The 17590-nt window shown below is 61.8% G+C and carries 16 protein-coding genes; 12 read left to right on the top strand and 4 right to left on the bottom strand.

What is annotated here, in order from left to right; translation table 11 throughout:
- Window positions 1-2 precede the first annotated feature (2 nt).
- The 3 genes from GJA_RS19465 to GJA_RS19455 all read left to right on the top strand — a co-directional run bounded on the left by GJA_RS19465 (window position 3) and on the right by GJA_RS19455 (window position 2324).
- On the top strand, window positions 3-527 hold the full coding sequence (locus GJA_RS19465; protein ID WP_038495554.1) for a hypothetical protein: 525 nt from the start codon (window positions 3-5) through the stop codon (window positions 525-527).
- Window positions 517-1299 carry a hypothetical protein gene (locus GJA_RS19460; RefSeq protein ID WP_038495550.1) on the top strand — a complete coding sequence of 261 codons (783 nt, stop codon included), beginning with the start codon at window positions 517-519 and terminating at the stop codon, window positions 1297-1299. The genes GJA_RS19465 and GJA_RS19460 overlap by 11 nt, the downstream gene beginning before the upstream one ends.
- A gap of 152 nt (window positions 1300-1451) precedes the next feature.
- Complete coding sequence (locus GJA_RS19455; RefSeq protein WP_038495547.1) at window positions 1452-2324, top strand: hypothetical protein; 873 nt, start codon at window positions 1452-1454, stop codon at window positions 2322-2324.
- Here the strand turns inward: GJA_RS19455 and GJA_RS19450 are convergent.
- The gene (locus tag GJA_RS19450) at window positions 2315-3217 is read right to left on the bottom strand and encodes a LysR substrate-binding domain-containing protein (RefSeq protein ID WP_038495544.1); all 903 of its coding nucleotides are present in this window, start codon (window positions 3215-3217) and stop codon (window positions 2315-2317) included. The two genes, GJA_RS19455 and GJA_RS19450, sit on opposite strands and share 10 nt — an antisense overlap.
- A gap of 116 nt (window positions 3218-3333) precedes the next feature.
- Between GJA_RS19450 and GJA_RS19445 the strand changes: the two genes are divergently transcribed.
- Window positions 3334-4584 carry an MFS transporter gene (locus GJA_RS19445; RefSeq protein ID WP_038495541.1) on the top strand — a complete coding sequence of 417 codons (1251 nt, stop codon included), beginning with the start codon at window positions 3334-3336 and terminating at the stop codon, window positions 4582-4584.
- Between the two features lie 109 nt (window positions 4585-4693).
- Complete coding sequence (locus GJA_RS19440) at window positions 4694-5020, top strand: hypothetical protein (RefSeq protein ID WP_038495538.1); 327 nt, start codon at window positions 4694-4696, stop codon at window positions 5018-5020.
- Between the two features lie 95 nt (window positions 5021-5115).
- Here the strand turns inward: GJA_RS19440 and GJA_RS19435 are convergent, their stop codons facing one another.
- Both GJA_RS19435 and GJA_RS19430 read right to left on the bottom strand, forming a co-directional pair.
- A complete protein-coding gene (locus GJA_RS19435; protein ID WP_038495535.1) occupies window positions 5116-5931 on the bottom strand; it encodes a LytR/AlgR family response regulator transcription factor in 816 nt (271 codons plus the stop codon).
- The gene (locus GJA_RS19430; protein WP_051781139.1) at window positions 5928-7019 is read right to left on the bottom strand and encodes a sensor histidine kinase; all 1092 of its coding nucleotides are present in this window, start codon (window positions 7017-7019) and stop codon (window positions 5928-5930) included. The genes GJA_RS19435 and GJA_RS19430 overlap by 4 nt, the downstream gene beginning before the upstream one ends.
- Before the next feature lie 121 nt (window positions 7020-7140).
- Here GJA_RS19430 and ugpQ point away from each other — a divergent pair, with 121 nt between their 5' ends.
- On the top strand, window positions 7141-7887 hold the full coding sequence (gene ugpQ, locus GJA_RS19425) for a glycerophosphodiester phosphodiesterase (RefSeq protein ID WP_038495533.1): 747 nt from the start codon (window positions 7141-7143) through the stop codon (window positions 7885-7887).
- A gap of 4 nt (window positions 7888-7891) precedes the next feature.
- On the opposite strand, the gene GJA_RS19420 is transcribed toward ugpQ, so the two are convergent.
- Window positions 7892-9919 (bottom strand): TonB-dependent receptor domain-containing protein, encoded by a 2028-nt coding sequence (locus tag GJA_RS19420; RefSeq protein WP_038500493.1) that lies wholly within the window; start codon window positions 9917-9919, stop codon window positions 7892-7894.
- Window positions 9920-10134: 215 nt separating this feature from the next.
- Between GJA_RS19420 and GJA_RS19415 the strand changes: the two genes are divergently transcribed.
- From GJA_RS19415 to GJA_RS19390, 6 genes are all read left to right on the top strand, one after another.
- On the top strand, window positions 10135-10548 hold the full coding sequence (locus tag GJA_RS19415) for a Fur family transcriptional regulator (RefSeq protein WP_038495530.1): 414 nt from the start codon (window positions 10135-10137) through the stop codon (window positions 10546-10548).
- A 106-nt stretch (window positions 10549-10654) separates the two neighbouring features.
- Window positions 10655-13264 (top strand): alanine--tRNA ligase, encoded by a 2610-nt coding sequence (gene alaS / locus GJA_RS19410; protein ID WP_038495527.1) that lies wholly within the window; start codon window positions 10655-10657, stop codon window positions 13262-13264.
- Window positions 13265-13458: 194 nt separating this feature from the next.
- Window positions 13459-13716 carry a sulfurtransferase TusA family protein gene (locus tag GJA_RS19405; protein ID WP_422567918.1) on the top strand — a complete coding sequence of 86 codons (258 nt, stop codon included), beginning with the start codon at window positions 13459-13461 and terminating at the stop codon, window positions 13714-13716.
- A gap of 237 nt (window positions 13717-13953) precedes the next feature.
- Window positions 13954-14703, top strand: coding sequence for an electron transfer flavoprotein subunit beta/FixA family protein (locus GJA_RS19400; RefSeq protein ID WP_038495523.1), 750 nt, complete (start codon window positions 13954-13956; stop codon window positions 14701-14703).
- A gap of 81 nt (window positions 14704-14784) precedes the next feature.
- Window positions 14785-15717 (top strand): electron transfer flavoprotein subunit alpha/FixB family protein, encoded by a 933-nt coding sequence (locus GJA_RS19395; RefSeq protein WP_038495520.1) that lies wholly within the window; start codon window positions 14785-14787, stop codon window positions 15715-15717.
- 73 nt (window positions 15718-15790) lie between these two features.
- Window positions 15791-17581: an acyl-CoA dehydrogenase gene (locus tag GJA_RS19390; RefSeq protein WP_038495517.1), complete on the top strand. Its 1791-nt coding sequence runs from the start codon at window positions 15791-15793 to the stop codon at window positions 17579-17581.
- Window positions 17582-17590: the final 9 nt, after the last annotated feature.

The raw sequence follows: 17590 nt of genomic DNA, 5'->3' as shown, positions 1-17590 counted from the left end.
AAATGAGAAAAGTACACCCTGAATTTGCCTATCAGTCGCGCGAATTGGGCGGCCAGATCGAAGGCATTCTGGGCGACCCGCCTAACCGCAAGAATTACCAGGCGATGATCGCCAGCCTGGTCAGCGAATACGCCAGCGGCGGCGGCATCGACGACGTGAACATGCTCAGTTTCGCGCTGGTCGACCATATCCAGTTCAGCAACACCAAGGGCTTGCTGGCCGAAAGCGAAGATTATGAATTCGGCGACGCGTCGCGGGTCTTCGCGATGGCCTCGTGCGACGGCGAGGAAGCGGCCAAGATGTATGCCGCGATCGAGGAAAATTGCCCGGACCTGGCGCGCCAGGCCATCATCACCGCCTTCCTGTACAAGAACCCGCGCCTGTGGGACGACGACGACCAGTCGCTCGACCAGCTGGCCGCCAACGACGATGGCGACGACGAGCAGGATGACGAGTACGGCGAAGACGGCGCCACCGACGATTTCTCGCAAATATTTGACCAGGATGGAGATGACCATGGCCGATAACAATAGCAATCTGCCTGCGCTGACCAGGCAAGTGACCGAACTGGTGCTGTCCGGTTCGCTGGGCCACGCCGAACAGGCGTTTGCCGAAGCCGCCGACACGTTCGGCGACCTGGCGGTGGTCGAAGTGCTGGCGAATATCCCGCCGCAAGTGACCGCGCTGCACCTGGCCGGTTTCGACGGCGGCAAGATGTCGCTGGCGACCTTGCTGGTGCCGCCGAAGGCCTGGGCCGACAGCCTGGCCTTCATCGCCGCCACCTGGAGCGACGACCAGATCGAGGACGACCCGGAACGCATCGCCGAAGCGCTGTTCGCGCACATCCACGGCGTGGTGTTTTCCAGCGACGACGCCGAACGGCGCCGCGAATTGCTGTTCGAAGCGTCCGCCACCGACTGGGGCGCGACCGCGTTCGCGATCCTGTTTTCGATGGCGCCGAAGGAAATCCTCGAAGTGGCCGGTGAAATCCTGGTCAAGGGTCCGTATATCACCGGCGTGACTTCGTCCGACAACGATATCGTGCCGCTGGCGATCGAACTGGCGCAAGCCAATGAAGACGGCTGGGACCGCTCGCTGTTCGAACTGTTCCCGGACTTCCGCCACAGCGGCGACCTGGTCGACGCCGAATATATCGACGACCCGGATGAAGAGCCGGCCTTCTTGCAGCGCAGCACCAAGGAATTGCTGTACCGGCTGCGCAAGCAAGTACCGAGCACCCGCAGCAGCGTGGCCAAGCCCGGCGCGCGCCGCAGCCTGGGAACCGGCATCTTTTCCTGATGTCATGATTGGGAGCGCAGCGGACAAAACGCCCATGGCGGCGTTGCATCGCCTGAGTAGGTAGGTACCGTCTGCGGCGACGCGCCTTGCCCTGAACGTTTTTCCGGCGCGCTTTAAGTAGTACGAGAGTAAACAGAAGTGGAAACCCGATAATGCTGCCTGCAATCGTAGTAGAAAATTTGCCGCGCCTGGTGCGCGCCATCAAATTGCTGGCCGCCGATCCGCGCCAGGACGCCGCGCTCAATCTGGCCGACGAATTGACCGGCATCACCGCGATGGTGGCCGAGAAATTCACCAATGAACGCACCGCCGACGGCATCCAGAAAGCGCTGTACCTGACCGTCGGCGGCGTGTCGCTGGGGCTGGATCATGTGCTGATGCATGAAGGCGACCAGGCCGCGCTCGACTTCCTGGTCGAGCATGGCGCCGAGCACGCGTTCCAGGCCGGTTTCCGGCTGATACGCGAACTGTCGTTATTGCCGGAAGATGCGTTGGTCGGCGAATACGACCAGGACCCGGTGTATGTGCAGCGCCGCTTGCGCGATCTGTTCGTCGATATTTGCAGCGCCGATCCTAACCAGAACTGGAACGGTTACGACAAATATACGCTGCAATTGCAACAGCGCAAGGAAGTGCAAGCCATCGTGCGTCTCGCCAACTGGCTGCGCCGCCATAACGACCGCGGCCCGGTCAGCGATACGGACTTGAATGCCGAAGGCGTGATCGCGCTGGCGATCATCTTCGCCATCGAAGGCGGCGGGCCGATCGTCGCGCGCACCGGCCAGAAAGACTTCGAGCGTTTTGTCCGCGCGGTGCGCAAGAACAAGCCCGATTTTGAAGCGGGCTGGGCGGCGCTGGTGGCCAAGGTGCCGGTGCAACATCATCCGGTATTGCTGGACCGCATAGAGTCGTATGGCAAGCGTTGCACCGTGGTGCAAAAGATCCTGACCCGGGCCAGCATGAAAAGCCTGTTCGAGGACCTGGAAAACTACGCCGGTTCGGAACTGGACGCCGATTACTCCTGACCCAGCCCGGCGGCCTGGTTGGCCAGCGCGACAAACGCGGCCACCAGCGGCGACGCCGGGCCCTTGCGCAGCGCCAGGAACAAGGTGGTGCCGGCGTCCGCATCGCTGATCGGCCGGTAGCATACGCCATCGAGCCGGATCCGGTCGAACGAGGCCGGCAATATTGACACGCCGCAGCCGGCCGCCACCAGCCCGATGATGGTCGACGCTTCTTCCGCCTCCTGCGCGATATGCGGCACGAAGCCGGCCGCCCGGCACAGCCTGAATATTTGCGGACGAATGCCGGTGCCGGCGTGGTTCGGATACATCACGAACGGCAAGCCTTCCAGCTCCTTGATCGCGACGCTGGGTTTTGCCGCCAGCGCATGATCGTCCGGCAACACCAGCGACAGCGGGTCCTGGCGCAGCACGCTCAGGCTGACCGTGTCGGGGATCGCCGCTTCCGGCGGCCGCACGAAACCCAGGTCCATGCCGCGCTGGTCGATCGCCGCGATCTGGGGCAGCGTCGCCATTTCATGCAAGGTCAGCGATACCAGCGGGAACTGTTGCCGATAGCTATTAATGACCTTGGCGAACAGCGGCGTGAACGGCGTCGAAAACGTAAAGCCGATGCGCAACTCTCCCGCTTCGCCGCGCTGCGCCCGGCGCGCCGTCAGCGCCGCCTGTTCCGACAGCGCCAGGATGCGCCGCGCATCGTCGAGAAACAGCTTGCCGGCCTCGGTCAGGCGCACCCAGCGCTTGCTGCGCTCCAGCAATTGCACGCCCAGTTCGGTTTCCAGCGCCTGGATTTGCTGGCTCAGCGGCGGCTGGCCGATGTGCAGCCGTTCGGCCGCGCGCGTAAAGTGCAGCTCTTCGGCGACGGCGACAAAATAGCGCAGGTGGCGTAATTCCATGGGGCTCCGCAGAGTAATCTGTTTAAAGTATGAATACTGCCTTAAATATATATTGGACAGTATGAATGTGCAATCCTATGATGAATTGTCACTTTCTCCAGTACCCAATAGTTACCATGCCCGAGTCCGCCACACCGTCCCCATCAGCCAAGCGCAGCGGCATCGTCGCCGGCACGCCCGAATTCAAGCGCAGCAACCGGGCGCTGTTTTTCGGCGGTTTCTCGACCTTCAGCCTGTTGTATTGCATCCAGCCGCTGATGCCGGTGCTGTCCGGTGAATTTCAACTGACGGCGGCGCAAAGCAGCTGGTCGCTGTCGCTGTCGACCGCCGCGCTGGCCATTTCGCTGGTGATCAGCAGCGCCATTTCCGACCGCATCGGCCGCAAGCCGCTGATGGTGGCGGCGATGACGCTGGCCGCCTTGCTGACCTTGCTGTGCGCGTTTGCCCAAAATTACCCGCAATTGCTGGTCTTGCGGGCCACCATGGGGCTGGCGCTGGGCGGCATGCCGGCCGTCGCGATGGCGTACCTGGGCGAAGAAGTCGAGCCGTCGTCGCTGGGCTTGTCGATGGGCTTGTACATCGCCGGCAGTGCCTTTGGCGGCATGGCGGGGCGCTTGCTGGCGTCGCTGCTCAGCGATTTCATGTCATGGCGCTGGGCGCTCGGCGTCATGGGCATATTGGGGCTGGCCTCGGCCGCCGAATTCTGGCGCAGCTTGCCGCGCTCGAAAAATTTCGTGCCGAATATGCATGGCTGGGCCACCTTGCCGATGGCGTTGCGCCGGCATTTTTCCGACGCTGGCTTGCCGTGGCTGTTTTGCCTGGCGTTCCTGTTCATGGGCTGCTTCGTCAGCCTGTATAACTACATCGGCTACCGGCTGATGGCCGCGCCATTCAACTTGCGTCAAAGCACGGTCGGCTTGCTGGCGCTGCTGTACCTGATCGGCATCTTCAGTTCGGTGTGGGCCGGCCGCCTGGTCGACAAACTGGGGCGCCGCGGCGTGCTGTGGATCATGCTGTCGGTGATGCTGGCCGGCGTGCTGTTGACGCTGTCCCGCTGGCTGCCGCTGATCGTGGCCGGCATGGCGTTGGCGACGTTCGGCTTTTTCGCCTCGCACTCGATCGCCAGCAGCTGGGTCGGCCGCCGCGCGCAAGCGCCGCAAGCGCTGGCATCGGCGTTTTACCTGCTGTTTTATTACCTCGGGTCGAGCGTGATCGGTTCGTTTTCCGGCGTCATGCTGGGCCGCGGCGGCTGGCCCGGCATGGTCGCCATGCTGGTGCTCTGCCTCGGCCTGGCCTTGCTGATCGCACTGCGGCTGCGCAAGCTGGTTCCGCTGGGCGCGCGTGAGATGGCGCTGGCCACGGCGTAGTCCAGCGACGTTTTGCGCTGTCTCATGTCAAGGGCCGCAACCTCTTCATGAGGACAGCGTCTAACGGGCAGGACGCACTTCTGTGTCCACTCATTGCCGGGAGGTCATCGTGTTACAAGCCAATGAAATCAGGCGGCGCTTTACTGCCATCGAGCAAGCCATCGGACAGGCCGCGCAAGCCTGTTCCGCCGAGCGCAACGTGCCGAACGAATTGCGCGACTGCATACAAAAGCTGGACAAGCAATCGGACATGGCGCGCCAGGTGATACAGACGGAAGATGAAACGCGTATCCGCAAGGTGGTGGACGAATTGGAACAGCTGGGCGACCGCGCCAAGCAAGTGTGCGGCAGCGGCGCCAGCCTGACGCCGCAAATGCGAAGCGCGGTGAACCGCATGCACGACGAATTGTCGAACCTCAAGCACCAGCTGCATTAATTCTCGTCATCACTACAGGACACCTTGAAAAACTGGAGCGAGCAAGGTCAACGCCGACCCGGCAGTGATCTGCGCAGCAGGTTTTTCGATGTGTCCTACATCTGGCGAAATAAATGCGCGTAGAGCGGGCTGACTTTCAGTTGCGCGGCATGGCCGCGCAAGTTCAGCGTCAGCTTGCCGGTATCGTCGCGGGTCGCGCTGTCGATCCGTTCGGCATTGACGATGGTGCCGCGGTGGATTTGCCAGAATTGCTGGCTGTCCAGTTGCGGCAGCAATTCTTTCAGGCTGCTGCGTATCAACGCTGCACCGTCGGTGGTGACGACATTGATGTATTTATCGAGCGCTACGAAATAGAGCACCTCGGCGACCGGTATCATGCGCACCTGGTTGCCGACCGCCGCGCGGATGATGGACAGCCTGGCAGGGCGCTGCACCGGCGGCATCATCGATTGCAGTTGACCCAGCAGTTGCGCCAGGTTGCGGTGGCCGCTCGCCTCTTGATGGCTGCTCTGGCCGCCGTCCAGGCACCGCCGTAGCCGTTGCACCGTCTTGCCGAGGCGAACATCGTTGACCGGTTTCAGCACGTAATCGGCGGCCGCGTGCTCGAACGCCGCCAGCGCAAATTCATCGTAGGCGGTGACGAACACGATCTGCGGGAAAGGCTGGTCCGGCGGCCAGCCGGCGGCCAATTCTTCGGCCGCCTGCAAGCCGGTCTTGCCGGGCATCTTGATGTCGAGAAAAAGTATTTCCGGTCTTAACAGCAAACCCTGTTGCACCGCCTCGACGCCGTTGGCGCAGGTGGCGGCGATCTGCAATTCGGGCCACAGCCGTTGCAGCGCGTGCGTCAGCGCGGTCGCAAGGATGGGTTCGTCTTCGGCGATCAACGCGCGGATCGGGGGCGGATGGGTCATGGTGTCGTGATGGGCAGGGTCAGCAGGGCGGTCGCGCCTTCCGGCTGGCCGGCGCGCAACGACAGTTGCGCTTGCTCGCCGTACATGGCCAGCAGGCGTTCGCGGATATTCGACAAGCCGAGCTGGGTGCCTCTGGCCTGGCCCGGATGGTCCGGGCCCAGGCCGTTGTCGCTGACCGTCAACAATAACATGGCGCCATCGCGGCGTGCGCCGACGTCGATATGGCCGCCATCGATCTTCGGCTCCAGGCCGTGCTGGATCGCATTTTCGACCAGCGGCTGCAACAGCATCGGCGGCAGTTGCAGCTGGCTCAGCGCTTCCGGCAATTGCAGCGTGTACGTCAGCCTCTGTCCCATGCGGATCGCCATCAATCCCAGGTAAGCTTGCATCAGCGAAAATTCCTGGCCCAGCGTGGTGCTGCCGGCGCGCGACGACGTCAGCGTGGTCCGCAGGTACTGGATCAGATGGTCGAGCAGCAATTGGGCGCGCTCCGTATCGTAGGCGATCAAGCCTTGCAAATTGGCCAGTGTATTGAACAGCATGTGCGGTTCGATCTGTGCCTGCAGCAATTGCAACTGCGCTTGCATGGCTTGCCTGGCGACCAATTCGGCGCGGGCTTTTTCTTCCGCCGCCGCGGCTTGCAAACGTATCATTTTTTCGCGGCTGGAAAAGAACAGCACCGCGGCGCCGGTCGCCATCAAGGTAAATACCATCAGGCCCATCGTCCTCGGCTGCGACAGGGATCGCATGCCGGTATAGCTATCGCCCAGCAGCCAGTCGGCCAGCGCGCCGCCGCCCAGTTGCGCGAGCGGCACGCTGACCGCCACCAGCGCCAGGAATTTACCCCAGTTGGGCCGTATGCTATCGCCCCACAGCGCCAGCCTGATGCCGTCGATGAGCAAGAAGGCAATGCCGCCTATGCACATCGAGATCACCAGATTTTCAAAAAAATAGTATCCTGAATTCATCACGAAAGTGATGATCAACGCGCAGATCACATTAAAGGCGACGGCGTGCTTGAAATCCGAGGCGAGCCTGCGCAATGGATAGCCTGCCGGTTTCTTGACGATAATGTCTGACTGCCGCATACAGCGCCGCTTTCGATAAGGGATGAGATGCCGATTATCGGCCTGGCAGCGCAGGCCGGCAACAATCTTGCGACGAAAGCGGGCTGGATGACCCTGAAACTACCCTCAAGCAAGGATTTCCATGTGGCCTTATCCTAAAATTGTTGCACACCGCGGCGGCGGCACGCTGGCGCCGGAAAACACCCTCGCCGGTTTGCGCTGCGGCCTGGCGTACGGCTATCGGGCGGTCGAGTTCGACGTCATGCTGGCCAGGGATGGCGTCCCGGTGGTGGTGCATGATACGCAACTCGGGCGCACGGTGCGCGGTAACGGTGATGTCAATGATTACACCGCCGCCGAGCTGGCGAAGATGGATGCCGGCAGCTGGTTCGGACCGCAATTCGCCGGCGAACCGGTGGCCAGCTTCGAGCAATTTATCGTGTATTGCCAAGAACAGCGCATCTGGATGAATATCGAAATCAAACCGGCGCCAGGTTGCGAGGAAGCAACCGGCACGGCCGTGGCGTTATTGGTGCGTGCCCATTTTGCCGAAACAATCGCGTCCGGCGATCCGGCCCGGCTACCGTTGCTGTCGTCCTTCAGTGTGACGGCGTTGCGGGCGGCAAAGCTGGCTGCGCCGGACTTGCCGCGTGGCTTGCTGGTGGAGCGCATCCCGGCCGATTGGCTGGCCCAGGCGACCGCGCTGGACGCGGTCGCGCTGCATTGCAATCACCAGACCTTGACCAAGGAATTGGCCGCACAAGTGAAGCAGGCTGGCCTGGGCTTATTTTGCTACACCGTCAACGATGCCGAACGTGCGCGCGCGATTGTCGCCTGGGGCGTCGATGGATACTGTACCGACCGCATCGATATGATCGCGCCGGCTTAAAGGGCTAGAACGTCACGCGCATGCCGGCGCTGATGTTGCGGCCCATTAAGGGTGCGGCATTTTTGATGAAGGAGGTGTGGCTGAATGCCAGCGCATCCGTCAGGTTGTTGCCCTTGATGTAGAACTGGGTCGGGATATTGCCCAGGCGCGTGTTGCAGGTGGCGCCGACATTGAGCATGGTGTAACCCGCCGTTTCAGTTTCGAACGGTGCGACTTTGTCTTGCCTGCCGACCCGGTACCATTCGGCCTGGCCATTCCACGATGACCAGTTGGCGTCCAGTTTCAGACCCAGGCGCTGCGCCGGGATGCGCGGCAGGTTGCCGCCGCCATCGTCGAGTCTGGCGCGCACGACATCGCCGAACAGGCTGGCGCCGAACACCGCATTGAGTTGCTGGCGCACCTGGCCTTCGAGGCCGGTGAAGGTGGCGTCGCGCTGGGTGTATTCGATCAGTTGGAAACCTTGGTGGTTGTCCAGCGTGTTCGCATAGATGTAGTTGTTGATGCGGTTGTGGAAGCCGCTCAGCGAGAACGTGGTGGCGCCGGCATATTTGCGCAAGGTCAGGTCGAGATTGCGCGAGGTTTCCTTGCTCAAATGCTGATTGCCGATTTCATAGGTGCTGGTCGCCATGTGCACGCCATTGGCATACAGTTCTTCTGCGCTCGGCAGACGGTGGCTGCGCGACAGCGAACTGCCCAGCGAATATTGCGGCGCGAATTTCCACACCGCGCCGAGCGATACCGAGGTGCCCCGTTCGCTGCTGTTATTCAAGGTCGGGCTGTCGACGGCGATGGTTTGCGATTCGTGGCGCAAGCCGGCCTCCAGGCGCCAGTCGCGCAGTGTGTATTCTTCGATCAGGAAGAGCGCGTGTTTTTTGGTGATGGTCGGCGCGACATAGGCTTCTTCGCCCAGCGCGCTGAAATCGCGCTTCGACGTTTGCAGGCCGAGCACGCCGCGCCAGCCGCCGATCGGATGGTGTTCCAGTTCGACCCGGCCGTCATGCGCCTTGTTCTTGAAGGTGGTCGCCACTGTGTCGCCTTCGATTTCCTGGTGCTGGTAATCGGTGAACGCGGTCCGCACGCGCAGCTTGGCGAAACCCGGCAAGGGATTGCGGTATTCGCCGCGCACGTCCCAGCGGTCGCTGTCCAGTTTGACGTATGGCACGGTCTCCTGTTCGTGGTCGTGCTCCTCTGCATGGCCATGCTGGTCGCCATCGCCATGATCGTGGCCGCCGCAATGCAGCACCGCGCCGTGCGGATGGCAGCCTTCGAATTCGTGGTTGTGGCCCGGCAAGCCGTATTCGGCGTGCTGGCGGGTGTACGCCAGACCCAGGTAGCCGCGCTCGCCGATCCACGACAGGCCGACGCTGCCGGTGTCGGTCTTGTTATAGCTGCCGTCGACGGTGGAACCCTTGCTCCAGCCGCTGCCCACGCGGTAGGCGCCGGCATCGCGCTTGACGCCTTCGGCATGGAGCGCTACGTTGCCGGCACCGCCGGTCACTTCAAACGCGCCGGCTTTTTCGCGGGCGGCGGAATTGGCGCGCACTTCGGCGCTGCCTTCGACGCCGTTGGCCGGCACGCTGGTCGGGATCTTGCGGTCCAGTACGTTGACCACGCCGCCGACCGCGCCGCCGCCATAGGCCAGCGCCGACGGACCGCGCAATACCTCGATCTGTTGCGCCAGCATCGGTTCGGCCGCCACCGCGTGGTCCGGGCTGATGGTCGACGCATCCTGGACTTCCGCGCCATCGGACAGGACTTTCACGCGCGGGCCATCCATGCCGCGGATGATCGGGCGGCTGGCGCCGGCGCCGAAGTGGCTGGACGTGATGCCCGGCTGGCCATCCAGCGTCTCGCCCAGCGTCGCGCCGCGCAGGCGTATCAATTCATCGCCTTCCAGGACCGTCACCGGCGTGCTCATGTCATTGCTGCCCAGCGCCAGGGCGCTGGCGGATACCCTGACGGTATGCAAGGTCATGGCGTCGGCCGCTGCGGTTTGCTGCGCGCTGGCGGCCGGCAGCGTGAAAGCCAGCATCAATGCCAGCGCGAGTGGGGTAGGTTGCAAAATGGTGCAGGACAAAGGGTGACTCCTTTTCGGTAAAACGGTAAAAATAGTGGTGCAATGCGATCCCGTTGCCGTGTAAAACAGCGGCCCGATGCATGTGAAGATGATAATGATAGCGCAATATCAATAAGATGGCTATCTTTCATGTTTCTGTCGCCGGCACTGTTTGGTGTATTCTGGCGGCTATGGAACGCACAACACGTCAAAAAACGGCTATACACGAAGCCATCGAATCGGCCCGCCGCCCGCTGTCGGCACAGGAAATCCTCGAGCAAGCCAGCCTGCAAGTGACGCAGCTGGGCATCGCCACGGTGTACCGGAATCTGAAATCGCTGGTTTCCGAAGGCCGCGTGCAGATGGTGACTTTGCCGGGAGAAAACCCGCGTTATGAAAGCAATGCGGTGGCCGGCCATCATCACCATCACTTTCAATGCACCAGTTGCCAGCGGGTATATGACGTGCATGATTGCCCGGGCGACTTGAAACGCATGGCGCCGCAAGGCTTCAGCGTCGAACGGCATGAATTGACCTTGTATGGACGCTGCGCCGATTGCAATGGCGCGGCAGCGGCGCCGGCGCCGGCCAGCCACGCCCACTGACGACGCCCTGCCATCGGCGCAACAGCTATGCCGGGGCGCTCATTTCAACAACACTTATCACGTATAATCAGCGCTTTAAAGCTGCCGCCATTTTTGCCAAAAAAACATGAAATCATCTGAAATCCGCGACAAATTCCTCAAGTTTTTCGAGTCCAAGGGCCATTCGATCGTCCGTTCCAGCCCTTTGGTGCCGGGTAACGATCCGACCATGTTGTTGACCAACAGTGGCATGGTGCAATTCAAAGACGTGTTCCTCGGCGTCGATACGCGCCCGTACTCGCGCGCCACGTCGGTGCAGCGCTGCGTGCGCGCCGGCGGCAAGCACAACGACCTGGAAAACGTCGGCTACACCGCGCGCCACCACACGTTCTTTGAAATGCTGGGTAATTTCAGCTTCGGCGATTATTTCAAGCGCGATGCGATCCATTACGCATGGGAATTGCTGACCAAGGTCTATTTGTTGCCAGCTGAAAAGCTGACGGTGACCGTGTATTTCGAGGATGACGAAGCCTACGATATCTGGGCCAAGGAAATCGGCGTGCCGGTCGAGCGCATCATCCGCATCGGCGACAACAAGGGCGCGCGCTACGCGTCGGACAATTTCTGGCAAATGGCCGACACCGGCCCTTGCGGTCCGTGCACCGAGATTTTCTACGACCACGGTCCGGAGATCTGGGGCGGTCCTCCGGGCAGCCCGGAAGAAGACGGCGACCGTTTCATCGAAATCTGGAACCTGGTGTTCATGCAGTTCAACCGCGACGAAGCGGGCAATATGCCGCGCTTGCCGAAGCCTTGCGTCGATACCGGCATGGGCCTGGAGCGCCTGGCGGCGGTATTGCAGCACGTACACAGCAACTATGAAATCGACCTGTTCCAACAACTGATCAAGGCCGCCGCGCGCGAAACCGGCGCCACCGACCTGGAAAGCAAGTCGCTGCGCGTGATCGCCGATCACATCCGCGCCGCGTCGTTCCTGATCGTCGACGGCATCATTCCGGGTTCCGAAGGCCACGGCTACGTGCTGCGCCGGATTATCCGCCGCGCCTTGCGTCACGGTCACAAGCTGGGCCAGACCAAGCCATTCTTCTACAAGCTGGTCGCCGACCTGGACGGTGAAATGGGCGCCGCCTATCCTGAATTGACCGAAGCCGCCGGGCGCGTGGCCCAGGTGTTGAAACAGGAAGAAGAACGGTTCGGCGAAACGCTGGAAAACGGCATGAAGATCCTGGAAACGCAACTGGCCAAGGATGGCAAGAACCTCGACGGCGCGACCGCGTTCACGCTGTACGACACCTACGGTTTCCCGCTGGACTTGACCGCCGATATTTGCCGCGAACGCGATATCACGCTGGACGAAGCCGGTTTCACGGCCGCGATGGAGCAGCAAAAGAAAACCGCGCGCGCGGCAGGCAAGTTCAAGATGGCGGCCGGCGTCGAATACAGCGGCGCCAAGACGACCTTCGTCGGTTATGACAACTTGCTATTCAACAGCAAGGTCATCGCGCTGTACGCGAATGGCGCGCCGGTGCAGGAATTGAAGGCCGGCGAGGCGGGCATCGTGGTGCTCGACACCACTCCGTTCTACGCGGAATCGGGCGGCCAGGTCGGCGACCAGGGTCTGATCAAGGCGGCCGGCGGCCAGTTCGACGTCGAAGACACGCTGAAAATCCAGGCCGACGTATTCGGCCAGCACGGTCTGCTGAGCGCCGGCTCGCTGAAAGTGGGCGACAGCGTGTCGGCCGAAGTCGACCAGGTCAAGCGCGGCCGCACCATCCGCAACCATTCGGCGACCCACTTGATGCACAAGGCCTTGCGCGAAGTGCTGGGCGGCCATGTGGCGCAAAAAGGTTCGCTGGTCGATCCGGACAAGACCCGTTTCGACTTCAGCCACAATGCGCCGCTGACGGCCGAGCAAATCGCCGCCGTCGAAGCGATCGTCAATCAGGAAATCCTGGCAAACCACGCGACCAGGGCGCAGCATATGTCGTTCGACGATGCGGTGAAGCATGGCGCGATGGCCTTGTTCGGCGAGAAATACGGCGATGAAGTGCGGGTGCTCGACATCGGCACCTCGAAAGAGCTGTGCGGCGGCGTGCACGTGCAGCGCACCGGCGACATCGGCTTGTTCAAGATCATCGCCGAAGGCGGCGTCGCGGCCGGCATCCGCCGGGTCGAAGCCGTCACCGGCGAAGGCGCGCTGGCGCTGGTGCAATCGCTGAACCGCCGCTTGCTGGAAGCGGCGGCCGCGCTGAAAGCCAATCCGGAAGAGTTGACCGCCCGTATCGGCCAGGTGCAAGACCATGTCAAGGCGCTGGAAAAGGAATTGGCCGCGCTGAAATCGAAACTGGCGGCCGGCCAGGGCGATGAACTGCTGACCCAGGCGGTCGATGTCAACGGCATCAAGGTGCTGGCGGCCACGCTGGACGGCGCCGACGTGGCCCGTTTGCGCGAAACCATGGACAAGCTGAAAGACAAGCTGAAGACCGCCGCGATCGTGCTGGCCAGCGTCAATGACGGCAAGGTCAGCCTGATCGCCGGCGTTACCGCCGATGCAACTTCCAGGGTCAAGGCGGGCGAGCTGGTCAACTTCGTTGCACAACAAGTGGGCGGAAAAGGCGGTGGACGCCCCGATATGGCGCAAGCCGGCGGCACCGATCCTGGCGGTTTGGCCCAGGCCCTGGCAGCGGTTCCAGCGTGGGTGACCGAACGCGTTTAATACCCGGTCTCATAGGAGGCGTACGGAAAAACACATAAAAAGACAGCCCGCAAGCTTTATTCGCGGGCTGTTCTTTTTTTGCAGCGTCGTTGTGACCTCGCAACAGAAAGTGAACTATTTTGGTGCAGCGCGTCATCGGCCCCGATTTGGAGTAGTATGTCGAAAATCAGTACAACAAACCAAGCGGGATATTGATGAGCGAAACACTACTAGATACCGAGATTATGGAATTCCATAAGGAACTCGATGCACGCGGCTTGAATTGCCCTTTGCCGATCTTGAAGGCAAAAAAAGCCCTGTCAGAGTTGCAAAGCGGCGAAGTACTGCGCATCATGGCAACCGATCCGGGTTCCGTGCGCGATTTCCAGGCGTTTGCCAAGCAGACCGGCAATGCCTTGCTGTCGCATGTGCAGACCGGCCGTGAATTCGTCTTCTTGATGCAGCGCAAGTGATCCAGTCGCGCCGGGGCAGCCTCTGCTGACCTCGGCAACGCGCTTTTGCTGCCCTGCAGCGTTTCTCCGATTTCACATTTAAGTACGCTGAACATGACTGCCCGGCGGATGTTTAGAAGATTACCTCTAGCAAAAAATCGCACGATCGTGCTTAAATTCGGTTTGTATTTCAATTTTCTCTTATAATCTAGCGCACAACTTAGTCCGTCATTTTTATAATTTCCCAAAGGCATAGCTATGAAAGTCTTGGTACCCGTCAAACGCGTGGTCGACTATAACGTCAAGGTCCGCGTCAAAAGTGACGGCACTGGCGTGGATACCGCCAACGTCAAAATGTCGATGAACCCATTCGATGAGATCGCGCTGGAAGAAGCGATGCGTCTCAAGGAAGCAGGCAAAGTTACCGAAGTCGTCGCCGTATCGTGCGGCGTGACCCAGTCGCAGGAAACCTTGCGCACCGCGATGGCGATCGGCGCCGACCGCGGCATCCTGGTGGAAACCACGCCCGACCTGGAACCGCTGGCGGTCGCCAAGCTGGTCAAGGCGCTGGCGGACAAAGAACAACCGCAACTGATTATCCTGGGCAAACAGGCAATCGACGACGACAGCAACCAGACCGGCCAGATGCTGGCGGCGCTGCTGGGCTGGCCGCAAGCCACGTTCGCGTCGAAAGTCGTGCTGGAAGACGGTAAAGTCACCGTCACCCGCGAAGTCGATGGCGGCCTGGAAACGCTGGCGTTGACCTTGCCAGCAATCATCACCACCGACTTGCGCCTGAACGAGCCACGCTATGTGACTTTGCCGAACATCATGAAAGCCAAGAAAAAGCCGCTGGAAACCGTCAAGCCGGAAGAGCTGGGCGTCGATTGCGCGCCGCGCCTGAAAACCTTGAAAGTCGTCGAGCCGGCCAAGCGCTCGGCCGGCATCAAGGTGCCGGATGTGGCGACGCTGGTTGCCAAGCTGCGCACCGAAGCCAAGGTTATCTAAGCGCCTCTCCAACACATTCAAACCGGTGGCGCGCGCCTGCCGCGCTGGCCGCCGCTTTGCAGAACATTACAGGAATACACCATGGTCGCATTAGTTATTGCTGAACACGACAACGCTAGCTTAAAAGGCAGCACCCACCACACCGTCACCGCCGCCGTGCAATGCGGCGGCGAGGTGCACATCCTGGTGGCGGGTTCGAACGCCGGCGCCGCTGCCGCCGCCGCCGCGCAAATCGCCGGCGTGTCGAAAGTGCTGGTCGCAGACGCGCCGGCCTTCGCCGAAGGCCTGGCTGAAAACGTCGCCGAACAAATCCTGGCGATCGCCGGCAGCTACAGCCACATCCTGGCGCCGGCCACCGCCTACGGCAAGAACATCTTGCCGCGCGTGGCCGCCAAGCTGGACGTTGCGCAAATCTCGGAAATCACCAAGGTCGATGCGCCTGACACCTTCGAGCGTCCGATCTACGCCGGCAATGCGATCGCCACCGTGCAATCGGGCGACAAGGTCAAGGTCATCACCGTGCGTTCGACCGGTTTCGACGCCGCCGCCGCGACGGGCGGTTCGGCCAGCACCGAAAGCGTCAGCGCCGTGGCCGACTCCGGCAAATCGTCGTTCATCGGCCGCGAAGTGGCCAAATCGGACCGCCCTGAACTGACCGCCGCGAAAATCATCGTGTCGGGCGGCCGCGGCATCGGTTCAGCGGAAAACTTCAAGGTCCTGGAACCGCTGGCCGACAAGCTGAACGCGGCCATGGGCGCGTCGCGCGCGGCGGTCGACGCCGGTTTCGTGCCGAACGACTGGCAAGTGGGCCAGACCGGCAAGATCGTTGCGCCGTCGCTGTACATCGCGGTCGGTATTTCCGGCGCGATCCAGCATCTGGCCGGCATGAAAGATTCCAAGACCATCGTCGCGATCAATAAAGATCCGGAAGCGCCGATCTTCGCCGTGGCCGATTACGGCATCGTCGGCGACCTGTTCGACATCGTGCCGGAACTGGTCAAAGAACTGGGTTAATACTGCGCAGCAAGCGCATTGCATAACAGGCCACGCAGGGTGATCCGGCGTGGCCTTTTTCTTGGAGACAAAGATGAGCTATCAAGCCCCACTGAAAGATATATTGTTCGTCATGAACGAGCTGGCCGGCCTGTCCGAAGTGCACGCCTTGCCGGGCTGTGAAGATGCGACCCCGGATACCGCCGAAGCGGTGCTGGAAGAAAATGCCAAGTTTTGCAGTGGGGTGGTGGCGCCGTTGAATTGGCCCAGCGACAAGGAGCCGAGTTTTTGGCACGATGGCCAGGTCACCACGTCGGCCGGCTTCAAGGAAGCGTTCAAGGCTTATGGCGAAGCGGGCTGGCAGGGCGTGCAGCATCCGACCGCATTCGGCGGCCAGGGCTTGCCTAAATTGCTGGCCACGCCCTGCATCGAAATGCTCAATTCGGCCAGCATCTCGTTCGCGCTGGTGGCGCTGCTGTCGGACGGCGCCATCGAAGCGCTGTTGACGGCCGGCAGCGAGCAGCAAAAAGCGACTTACCTGGAAAACCTGGTGTCCGGCAAGTGGACCGGCACCATGAACCTGACCGAACCGCAAGCCGGTTCCGACCTGGCGGCGGTGCGCACGCGCGCCGTGCCGCAAGGCGACGGCACTTATAAAGTGTTCGGCACCAAGATTTTCATCACTTACGGCGAACACGACCTGGCCGAGAATATCGTCCACCTGGTGCTGGCGCGCACGCCGGACGCCCCGGCCGGCGTCAAGGGCATTTCGCTGTTCATCGTGCCGAAGTTCCTGGTCAATGCCGACGGCAGCCTCGGCGAGCGCAACGATGCGCATTGCGTATCGATCGAGCACAAGCTGGGCATCAAGGCCAGCCCGACCGCCGTGCTGCAATTCGGCGACCATGGCGGCGCCGTCGGCACGCTGGTCGGTGAGGAAAATCGCGGCCTCGAATATATGTTCATCATGATGAACGCGGCCCGTTTCGGCGTCGGCCTGCAAGGCATCGGCCTGGCTGAGCGGGCTTATCAGCAAGCGGTCACTTTCGCCAGGGAGCGCGTGCAATCGCGCGACCTGGCCGGTTCGGCCGGTCCGGTGGCGATCATCCACCACCCGGACGTGCGCCGCATGCTGATGGCGATGCGCTCGCAAACCGAGGCGGCGCGCGCGCTGGCCTATGTCGGCGCGGCCATCAGCGATGTCGCCCATCACCATCCGGATGCGGCGATCCGCGCCGAAAGCCTCGCTGTGTATGAATACCTGGTGCCGGTGATCAAGGGCTGGTCGACCGAAATGTCGCAAGACGTGGCGCGCGACGGCGTGCAAGTGCATGGCGGCATGGGTTTTATTGAAGAAACCGGTGCCGCCCAGCATTACCGCGACGCCAAGATCCTGACCATTTACGAAGGCACCACCGCGATCCAGGCGAATGACCTGGTTGGACGCAAGACCGTGCGCGACGGCGGCGCGGTGGCGAAAATCATCCTGGCCCAGGTACGCACCACCGAAGCGCAGCTGGCCGCGTTGTCGGGCGCCGACTTCCAGGCGATTGCCCGCCAGTTGAGTACCGGCGGCACCGCGCTGGAAGCGGTGGTCGATTATGTGGTCGCCAATGCCAGGACCGATGTCAAGGCGGTGTTCGCCGGCAGCGTGCTGTATGTCAAACTGGCCGGCATCGTGCTGGGCGGCTGGCAAATGGCGCGCGCGGCGATCGTCGCGCAGCAGCGGCTGGGCGAGGGCAGCGGCGACGCGGCGTTCTACAAGGCCAAGATCGCCACCGCGCGGTTCTTTGCCGACCATATCCTGTCGCAGGCGTCGGGCTTGCGCAGTGCCATCATCGACGGCAGCGCCGGCGTGCTGGCGCTGGAGGCCGACCAGTTCTGATGGATGGAT

This window comes from Janthinobacterium agaricidamnosum NBRC 102515 = DSM 9628, from assembly GCF_000723165.1.
Taxonomy (GTDB): Bacteria; Pseudomonadota; Gammaproteobacteria; order Burkholderiales; family Burkholderiaceae_D; genus Janthinobacterium; species Janthinobacterium agaricidamnosum.
This window is presented reverse-complemented; position numbering and strand designations above follow the sequence as displayed.